Source organism: Actinophytocola sp. (genome assembly GCF_035712165.1).
Taxonomy (GTDB): Bacteria; Actinomycetota; Actinomycetes; order Mycobacteriales; family Pseudonocardiaceae; genus DASYTH01.
The window spans coordinates 1-8,448 of record NZ_DASTBH010000536.1; the positions used below are offsets into that span (position 1 = coordinate 1).

An 8,448-nucleotide genomic window follows, 5' to 3' on the forward strand; every position below is an offset into this window, starting at 1 on the left:
CGGTGCAGCAGGTTGAACGCGGTGAACGCCTCGGGCGGGGCGGCGTCCACCCAGACCCGGCCGAGCGAGCGGTCCCGCAGCAGCTCCGAGCAGGCCGCGTGCGACACCGCCACATAGAGCCCCAGGCCCTCGTGCCAGTGCAGTTCGGCCTGGTCCCGCAGCCGGGCGAACGTCGGGTACGGGTCGGCGACGAACGTGGGGTCGGCCGGGTCGAACGGTGTCGTGCGCACGCCGCAAACATAGGCGGATGTGCGATGATCGCCGCCGTGCAACCCGCCGTCGTTGCGCATCGGGGCGCCTCCACCCAGCGCGCCGAACACACCCTCGCCGCCTACGCGTTGGCCCTCGAACAGGGCGCGGACGGCCTGGAATGCGACGTGCGGCTGACCCGCGACGGGCATCTGGTGTGCGTGCACGACCGCCGGGTGGACCGCACCTCCACCGGCCGGGGTGTGGTCAGCACGCTGACCCTGGAGCGGATGTCCGAGCTGGACTACGAGAGCTGGCATCTCGAACCGGCCGAGCACGCCGACGACCTGGTCCGCACCCACCGGGCCGCGCCGCCGCCGACGCCCGGCGTGCTCACCCTGGCCGACCTGCTCGGCCTGGTCGCCGACGCCCGGGCGGGCACCAGGCTGTTCGTCGAGACCAAGCACCCGGTGCGCTACGCGGGCCTGGTGGAGGCCAAGCTGGTGGCGCTGCTGCGCCGGCACGGCCTGGCCGACCCACCGTCCAAAGCGGACTCGCCGGTCATGGTGATGTCGTTCTCCACCCGCGCGGTGCGCCGGATCCGCGAGTACGCCCCGGCCCTGCCCACCGTGCTGCTGCTGACCAACCTGCCGCCCATGCTGCGGGACGGATCGCTGCCGAGGTACGCCGACCACGCCGGCCCGGCCATCCGGCTGCTGCGCCGGCACCCCGAGTACGTGGCGCGGTGCGCCGAGCGCGGGCACGGAACCTACTGCTGGACGGTGGACCAGCCGGGGGACATCCGGCTGTGCCAGCGTCTGGGCGTGCGGTTCCTGGCCACCAACGACCCGGCGGCCACCCGCGCGGTCCTGGCGGGCGGCCAAGGCGGTACCGTCGCGACGAGCCCGCCCGAGTAGGAGCCGATCTTGTCCAAGCGATCCGCGGTCAGGTCCAGTAAGCCGGCGCCGAACGGCGTCAACCCGCGCCAGCCCTGCCCGTGCGGCTCGGGCAAGCGGTACAAGGCCTGTCACGGGGCGAGCGGCGGGCCGGTCGACGTGCCGGTGGCGCGCCCGTTCGAGGGGCTGGCCGGCGAGTGCGAGCTGATCGCGCTGCGCGAGTTCGTGCCGTCGGCGGTGGCGCCACTGACGCTGGCCGAGCCGGGCGAGCGGGCGGTGTCGCTGGCCACCGTGCTGCCGATGGCGGCCGCTGCCATCGTTCGTTCGGACGGCACCGCGCTGGTCGGGATGCAGGTGCAGACCCGGTCCAGCGACGTGAGCCGGGACGTGGCCCGGGCGATCCGGTGGGCGCTCTCCGCCGAGCCGGGTGACGTGCTCGCGGTGGTGGACACCGCGCCGGGCGAGGCCACCGAGGAGCGGTTGCAGGATGTGCTGGATGCCGGCGCGGCCCTGGAACCCGAGCTGCATTCCGACTTCGCCTGGTGGATGCCGCCGGACACCGAGCCGACCGGTGAGGTGGCGTTGTCCCTGGAGCGGGCGAACAGCGCGATCCTGCCGACCGAGCGGATCGGCCCGGCCGCGTACTGGGTCAACGCCGGCGAGAAGGCACACCTGCGCTGGGTGCGGCCGGAGCCGGAGGAGCGGCTGCTGGCCGCCATGGCCCGGCTGTCCGCTCGCGGTGAGCTGACCCTCGGCGAGGGTTCCCGTTATGCCGGCTCGTTCCGGGCGCACGGCCTGCTCGTCCCGGTGTGGGACCTCGACCCGGAGTCGCATGCCCGGGAGTGGACCACCCCGGTCGCGGATCTTGGCGCCCGGCTGGACTCCGCGCTGTCCACAGTGGACTCGACGCCGCTCACCGGCGACGAGCGCCGGGCCCGCGACGGCCTGCTCGGCCGGCAGGTCACGATCCGCTAGACGCTAGAGCCGGCCGCCTGCGGCGCGGGGGGCGAGGGGGTCGTCGCCCGAGTCGCCGACCGACTCCCTCGCCAGGTAGTTCTCCACGTCGAACAGGTTCCCGGCGGAGCCCTCGGCCCGGCGGATCACGTTGAGCAGCGTGCTCATCTGCGCAACCTCTTCCACCTGCTCCTTGAGGAACCACTGCATGAACTGCTCGCCCTTGTAGTCGTCCTCGTCGCGGGCGGTCTTGGCCAGGCCGATCACCTCCTCGGTGACCGCGCGCTCCTGTTTGAGCGCCAACTCGACCAGTTCGGCCGGATCCTTGAAGTTGTTGCGCACCTCGGCGATGCCGGGAATCGTCGGCTGCACGCCGTTGTCCAGCAGGTATTGCACGATCATCATCGCGTGGTTGCGCTCCTCGAGCGCCTGCCGGTAGAAGTGCGCGGCCAGCCGCGGCAGGTCCTGGCCGTCGAACCACACCGCCAGCGCGATGTACTGCTGCGATGCGGTGAACTCGTTGCGCACCTGGTCGGAAAGTGCCTGGTGGAACTTGCTCAGCATCCGATCAACATACCGCCCGCCGCGTGATGTTCACATGTTGTTGTTCCACCGCTACCCTCCGCATGAGGAAAATGTCTAACCGTCATCGTCGAAGGAGGAGCGCATGCCCGTAACCCGCAAGGCCCTGGTCGTCGCCGCGGCGGTCGGCACCCTGACCCTCGCCGGAGCCTCCGCCGCCGAGGCGGACAGCTCCCGGTGCACTGTGGACAGTGGTTGCGCCGGCCGGGCCACCTTCGCTTCCTACGGCGAGGTTTTCACCGTCTACGACCAGAACGCCGACGGCCACTCCGCGGTCGCGCTGTACTGGCTGCCGGACGGCTCCGGCCCGCACCTGATCTGGAACTCCGACGGAAACGGCACCAGCGTCACCGCCAACCTCGAGTTCCCGGAAGGGGACTGGGTCACCTACCGGGTCTGCCTCGGCGAGTTCGGGCCCCGGCAGGTGCTCACCGAGACCTGTGGCGCCGCCATCACCGACTACGCCTGAGGAGAGACCATGAACAAGCTCAACCGGCGCCTGTTCCTCGTCTCCGGCCTCGCGGCCGGTGGCGCCGTCGCCGTTCCGCACTTCGCCGGCGCGGCCGCCCCGGCCCCGGCCGCGGTGCGCGACCCGTTCAACCTCGGTGTGGCCTCCGGCGACCCGCGCCCGGACGGCATGGTGCTGTGGACCCGGCTGGCCACCGCCCCGCTGGACATCGGCGGCGGCATGGGCACCCGCACCGTGCCGGTCGAGTGGCAGGTGGCCACCGACGAGGCGTTCGGCACCGTGGTCGCGTCCGGCACCGAGTCCGCCGTGCCGGCCGACGGGCACAGCGTGCACGCCGAACCGCGCGGGCTGCCGGCCGGCGCCGAGTTCTTCTACCGGTTCCGCGCCGACGGGTTCATCTCCCCGGTCGGGCGCACCCGCACCGCCCCCGCCCCGGGCAGCACGCCCGCCGCGCTCACCTTCGCCTTCGCCTCCTGCCAGCACTTCGAGGAGGGCTGGTACCACGCGCACCGGTTCATGGCCGCCGACCAACCCGACCTGATCCTGTTCCTCGGCGACTACATGTACGAGAAGGCCTCCGGCTCGGCCAACCGGGTGCGCTGGTACGTCGACTTCGACGAGGTCGACGCGCTCGGCGAGTACCGGCTGCGGTACGCCCAGATCCGCACCGACCCGGACATCCGGGCCGCGCACGCGGTCGCCCCCTGGCTCGCCGTGTTCGACGACCACGAACTGAAGAACAACTGGTGGGGCGTGAGCTCCGACGCGCCGGCCGCCCGCAAGCAGGCCGCGTTCCAGGCGTTCTGGGAGAACATGCCGCTGCCCAAGGCGATGCGTCCGGTCAACTCGGCGATTCCGCTCTACCGCAGGGTTTCCTGGGGAACCCTGGCCCGCTTCCACATGATGGACACCCGGCAGTACCGCTGGAAGCAGCCGCCGGCCGGCAACTGCGCGGAGTTCACCCGGACCGACCGCACGCTCACCGGCGCCGCCCAGGAACAGTGGCTGCTCGACGGCCTGGCCGCCGGCGGTTCGCGCTGGGACTTCCTCGGCCAGCAGGTGTTCTTCGCCGGCCGGGACCCGGACGGCGCGACCGGAACCTGCGACGGCAGCACCGACTCGTGGGAGGGTTACCGGGCCAGCCGGCAGCGGATCACCCAGGGCTGGGTGGACCGGGCGGTGCGCAACCCCGTGGTGCTGACCGGCGACGTGCACCGGCACTGGGCGAACAACCTGCGCCTGAACTACTTCGACCAGGACTCGCCCTACGTCGGCACCGAGCTGGTGACCAGCTCGGTCACCAGCGGCGGGGACGCCACCGAGACCACGCCGCCGCAGGTGCCGAACAACCCGCACCTGTACTACGTGGGCAACCACCGGGGTTACGTCCGGGTGCGGGCCGGGTCCGGTCAGCTGACCGCCGAGTTCATGAAGGTGTCCTCGGTCCAGCAGCGGTCCGGCGTCACCAACACCGTGCGCAACCGGTTCGTGGTGCTGGACGGCGAACCTGGCGTGCGACCGGCATAACCGTTTGCGAACCGGGTGGGCCATGCCGACCATGGCGGCATGGCCTACCCGGACGACAGCCCGATCCTCACCGACGGCGTGGTGACCCTGCGCCCCTACGCCATGGACGACGTCGAGGCCTGCGTGCAGCAGTGCGCCGACCCGGACACCGTGGCGTTCACGACGGTCCCGGTGCCGTACGGCCGCGAGGACGCGATCACCTGGATCACCAAGACCGTCCCGCAGGGCTGGGCGGACGGCACCAGCCTGGAGTTCGCGGTCGAGGCCGAGCGCGGCGACGGGGTGCGCGGCTTCGCGGGCGGGATCACCCTGCGGCCCCGGGACGACGGGATCGCCGACATCGGCTTCGCCGTGCATCCGGCGGCCCGCGGCCGGGGTGTGGCCCGGCGGGCGGTCACGCTGATCGTGGACTGGGGCTTCGCCGAGCGCGGCGTCGAGCTGGTGGAGTGGCACGCCTTCGTCGGCAACTGGGCGTCGCGGCGGGCGGTCTGGCACTGCGGGTTCAGCTTCGACGGGCGGGTGGACAAGTTCCTGCCGCAGCGCGGTGAGCGGCGGGACGCCTGGCTCGGCTCACTGCGGGCCACCGACACCCGGGAACCGAAGGCCAACTGGCTGGTGGCCCCGGTGCTGGAGACCGAGCGGCTTCGGCTGCGTCCGATGGCCGACGCCGACGCCGCCCGGAACTTCGACCTGCTGTCCGACGAGCGTTCGGTGCACTTCGGCGGCCGGGTTCCGGGCGTGCGGCAGCAACGCGACCCACTGGCGACCATCACCCGGGCGCGCGAGCAGATGGCGACCGGCAACATGATCAACTGGACCATCGCGGACCGGGAGACCGACCGGTTCGTCGGCCACATCCAGCTGTTCGACCTGGGCGGCCTGGACGACACCGAGGTCAAGCCCGGCTACTCCATCCACGCCGACAGCCGCGGCCGGGGCTACCTCACCGAGTCGCTGCGGGCCCTGGCCGAGTGGACCTTCCGCCCGGTCGCCGAGGGCGGTTTCGGCAAACGCCGCATCACCATCAGCACCGCCGGCACCAACAAGGCCTCCCGGCACGCCGCCGAGCAGGCCGGCTTCACCCACGTCGTCACCCACCCCTCCGCCTTCCCCATCGGCGACGACTTCGACGACGAGGTCCTCTATCAACTCATCAACCCCAGTTGGCCGGGCCGTCCCGCGCCGGAGGAGGTAGACTAGTCAGCAGCCGAGGCCGCTAGGCCGAGGAAGTGGGCCCGGGCAGGATCTCGCCGGACGGCGAGCGCCCGGGCTTCGCGCTTTCTCATCCAGGTCGATGACCCGCTCCACCACCGGTCCGATGCGCCGTCGCCACTCACCGCCGGCTCCGTGACACCACGCCACCACATCGGCCACCCACAAAGCGGGATCCTCATGGGACCGAAGATGCTCATAGGTCATCAGGCCAGGGTCCGCTGCGCCTGCGGTGAGTGCCGAACGGATCACGCGCCGGTCCAACTGATCGCGATCCTGCCCCCTGGAGTCGAGCACCAGGCGCCGGACACTGATCGCCACGAGATCGGTGACCGCCGCCCGCAGTAGTCGGGCCCGAGTGGCATCCGGCGGACCATGACCGACGTAGACCCGGGCGCGCACGCCCGCCGTCACCAGTGCCGCGGCGATCTCCTTCTTCACCGCACCCCGCTCCTGGTGGAGATGGACCTTGCGCTCGCCCGGAACCCGCAGACTCCGCATCAGGGCCCGGGTCGGTCCGAGGTCGGCGGGCATGACCAGTGCGGCGGCCAGCAGGTAGAGGTTGCCGCGCCGGGACTCGTCGATGAACACGTGCAGACTCATCCCGGCCCCATCGGCCGCCCGGCAGGTGATCTTGAGTGGGCCGGGTCGGGAATGCGGCCGGCTACCGGGTCAGAGCGGCAGGCGGGTGATGGGGCAGGACATGCAGCGCGGGCCGCCCCGGCCGGAGCCCAGTTCGGAGCCGCCGATCCGGAGGACCTCGATGCCGGCATCCTCCAGCCGGGCGTTGGTTTCGACGTTGCGTTCGTAGGCGACCACGACGCCGGGGGCCACGGCGAGGGTGTTGTTGCCGTCGTCCCATTGTTCGCGTTCGGCGGTGACCGGGTCGAGGCCGGTGTCGATCACCCGGAGCTTGTCGATGCCCATCGCCGAGGCGGCGGCGGTGAGGAACGGGACCGGGCCCTCCACCTGGACGCCCTCCGGGCCGTTGGGGCGCAGCGGGTAGGCGACCAGGGTGTCGCGAACGGCGGGGTACATCACCACGGCGTCCCGGTCGACCATGGTGCACACGGTGTCCAGGTGCATGGTGGCCCGGTCCTGGGCGATCGGAACGGCCAGCACGGTGTGCGCCAGGCCGTCGGCGAACACCGACCGGGCCAGCGACTCCGCGCCGGCCGGGGTGGTGCGCTCGCCCACGCCGATCGCCAGCACGCCGGGCCCGAGCAGTAAGACGTCGCCGCCCTCGACCGGCGCCGAATGGGCCCCGTACGCCCGGCCGGCGGTGCGGAACCGCGGGTGGTAGGCGTACACCAGGTCGAGCAGCGCGGTCTCCCGGCGCCGGGCCGGCATGGCCAGCGACGCGATCGCCACCCGGTCGCTGATCCACACCGACGAGTCCCGGGTGAACAGCAGGTTGGGCAGCGGGTCGACGACGAAGTCGCGCGGATGATGCATCCGCCGCACCAGCGAGGCGCCCTCGGCGGCCGGCAGCTCCTCGAACGTCATCCCGGCCATCAGCACGTCGGCGAGCACCCGGCTGTCCATCGTCGACAGGTAGGAGGCCACCGCGTCGGACAGCTCCTCACCGAGCCGCAGCCGCTCGACCGCCATCGACGTGGCCGAGGCGTGCGCCCGCTCGTCGGCCAGCGCCTCGACCAGGACGTCGGCCAGCAGCAGCACCTCGACGTCCCGGGAGCGCAGCACCTCGGCGAACCGGTCGTGCTCCTCCTGCGCCCGGCCGACCCACGGGATGGAGTCGAACAGCAGCTGGTCGTTGTTGCGCGGGGTCAGTCGTTTGAGCTCGCGGCCGGGACGGTGCAGCAGCACCGTGCGCAGCGGCCCGACCTCGCTGTCGGCGTGCGGGGCGGTCACGCGCCGAGCGTAACCACTTGGTAAGGCCTGCCCGCAGTTGAGCCAGGCACTATCGGACATATACCCCGGATCGAGAGGATCGGACCATGCGCCGTCTCCTGCGCCGCCCCGTGACCTGGGTGGTGGTCGCCGTGGCCGTGATCGGTGCGGTGGTCGCCCTGCTGCTGTTCGAGCCGTGGCGGGCGCTGACCTCCAGCCACGTGGACGAGGCACTGCCAGCGGCCGGCGCCCAGCCGGCGCCGGCCGGGCCGACCTCGACCACCGCGGCGCCCCCGCCGGCGCCGGTGGTGCTCGCCGAGGGCCAGTTCCTCAGCAAGGAGCACGAGACCGCCGGCATCGCCCGGGTGCTCAAGCTCCCGGACGGCTCGCGGGTGCTGCGGCTGGAGAACTTCACCACCTCGGACGGCCCGGACGTGCACGTGTGGCTGACCGACCGGGGTAGCGAAGGGCCGGACAACAGCTTCGACGACGGCCGTTACGTCAAGCTCGGCGAGATGAAGGCGACCAGCGGCAACCAGAACTACGAGATCCCGGCGGACGCCCCGATCGAAGGCCTGCGCAGCGCGGTGATCTGGTGCGACAGGTTCAATGTGGCTTTTGGTGCCGCGCCGCTGTCCTTGTGACCGCGACCATGTGGTGGGCTGCGTTCAACGTGGCTTTTGGGGCCGCGCCGCTGTCCTTGTGACCGCGACCATGTGGTGGGCTGCGTTCAATGTGGCTTTTGGGGCCGCGCCGCTGTCCTTGTGA

Annotated in this window: 9 protein-coding genes and 1 pseudogene; 6 read left to right on the plus strand and 4 right to left on the minus strand. The window is 71.8% G+C overall.

The genetic code is table 11. The features are described 5' to 3' along the window. Positions 1-230, minus strand: a pseudogene (locus VFO68_RS30295) (cytochrome P450); the annotation flags it as partial. A gap of 24 nt (positions 231-254) precedes the next feature. Between VFO68_RS30295 and VFO68_RS30300 the strand changes: the two are divergent. Together VFO68_RS30300 and VFO68_RS30305 are read left to right on the plus strand one after the other, a co-directional pair. Next, positions 255-1,106 carry a glycerophosphodiester phosphodiesterase family protein gene (locus VFO68_RS30300; RefSeq protein ID WP_325161828.1) on the plus strand — a complete coding sequence of 284 codons (852 nt, stop codon included), beginning with the start codon at positions 255-257 and terminating at the stop codon, positions 1,104-1,106. A gap of 9 nt (positions 1,107-1,115) precedes the next feature. Beyond that, a complete protein-coding gene (locus VFO68_RS30305; RefSeq protein WP_325161829.1) occupies positions 1,116-2,060 on the plus strand; it encodes a DUF5926 family protein in 945 nt (314 codons plus the stop codon). A gap of 3 nt (positions 2,061-2,063) precedes the next feature. Here VFO68_RS30305 and VFO68_RS30310 read toward each other — a convergent pair whose 3' ends face one another. Beyond that, complete coding sequence (locus VFO68_RS30310; protein WP_325161830.1) at positions 2,064-2,603, minus strand: ferritin; 540 nt, start codon at positions 2,601-2,603, stop codon at positions 2,064-2,066. Between the two features lie 103 nt (positions 2,604-2,706). Here VFO68_RS30310 and VFO68_RS30315 point away from each other — a divergent pair, with 103 nt between their 5' ends. The 3 genes from VFO68_RS30315 to VFO68_RS30325 are packed head-to-tail and all read left to right on the plus strand — an operon-like array spanning position 2,707 to position 5,817. After that, a complete protein-coding gene (locus VFO68_RS30315) occupies positions 2,707-3,090 on the plus strand; it encodes a hypothetical protein (protein WP_325161831.1) in 384 nt (127 codons plus the stop codon). A gap of 9 nt (positions 3,091-3,099) precedes the next feature. After that, positions 3,100-4,617, plus strand: a complete 1,518-nt coding sequence (locus VFO68_RS30320; protein WP_325161832.1) for an alkaline phosphatase D family protein — start codon at positions 3,100-3,102, stop codon at positions 4,615-4,617. 39 nt (positions 4,618-4,656) lie between these two features. After that, positions 4,657-5,817, plus strand: coding sequence for a GNAT family N-acetyltransferase (locus VFO68_RS30325; RefSeq protein WP_325161833.1), 1,161 nt, complete (start codon positions 4,657-4,659; stop codon positions 5,815-5,817). On the opposite strand, the gene VFO68_RS30330 is transcribed toward VFO68_RS30325, so the two are convergent. Then, complete coding sequence (locus VFO68_RS30330; RefSeq protein ID WP_325161834.1) at positions 5,818-6,432, minus strand: hypothetical protein; 615 nt, start codon at positions 6,430-6,432, stop codon at positions 5,818-5,820. A gap of 69 nt (positions 6,433-6,501) precedes the next feature. Beyond that, on the minus strand, positions 6,502-7,701 hold the full coding sequence (locus tag VFO68_RS30335; protein ID WP_325161835.1) for an arginine deiminase: 1,200 nt from the start codon (positions 7,699-7,701) through the stop codon (positions 6,502-6,504). An 86-nt stretch (positions 7,702-7,787) separates the two neighbouring features. On the opposite strand from VFO68_RS30335, the gene VFO68_RS30340 reads away from it, so the two are divergent. Next, positions 7,788-8,324 carry a DM13 domain-containing protein gene (locus VFO68_RS30340; protein ID WP_325161836.1) on the plus strand — a complete coding sequence of 179 codons (537 nt, stop codon included), beginning with the start codon at positions 7,788-7,790 and terminating at the stop codon, positions 8,322-8,324. The last annotated feature ends 124 nt before the right edge of the window (positions 8,325-8,448 follow it).

What these genes read in the sequence shown, in the direction of transcription:
- VFO68_RS30300 (WP_325161828.1), top strand. Translation starts at nt 255, where the DNA reads ATGATCGCCGCCGTGCAACCCGCCGTCGTTGCGCATCGGGGCGCCTCC.
- VFO68_RS30310 (WP_325161830.1), bottom strand. Translation starts at nt 2,603, where the DNA reads ATGCTGAGCAAGTTCCACCAGGCACTTTCCGACCAGGTGCGCAACGAG.
- VFO68_RS30315 (WP_325161831.1), top strand. Translation starts at nt 2,707, where the DNA reads ATGCCCGTAACCCGCAAGGCCCTGGTCGTCGCCGCGGCGGTCGGCACC.
- VFO68_RS30320 (WP_325161832.1), top strand. Translation starts at nt 3,100, where the DNA reads ATGAACAAGCTCAACCGGCGCCTGTTCCTCGTCTCCGGCCTCGCGGCC.
- VFO68_RS30325 (WP_325161833.1), top strand. Translation starts at nt 4,657, where the DNA reads ATGGCCTACCCGGACGACAGCCCGATCCTCACCGACGGCGTGGTGACC.
- VFO68_RS30330 (WP_325161834.1), bottom strand. Translation starts at nt 6,432, where the DNA reads ATGAGTCTGCACGTGTTCATCGACGAGTCCCGGCGCGGCAACCTCTAC.
- VFO68_RS30340 (WP_325161836.1), top strand. Translation starts at nt 7,788, where the DNA reads ATGCGCCGTCTCCTGCGCCGCCCCGTGACCTGGGTGGTGGTCGCCGTG.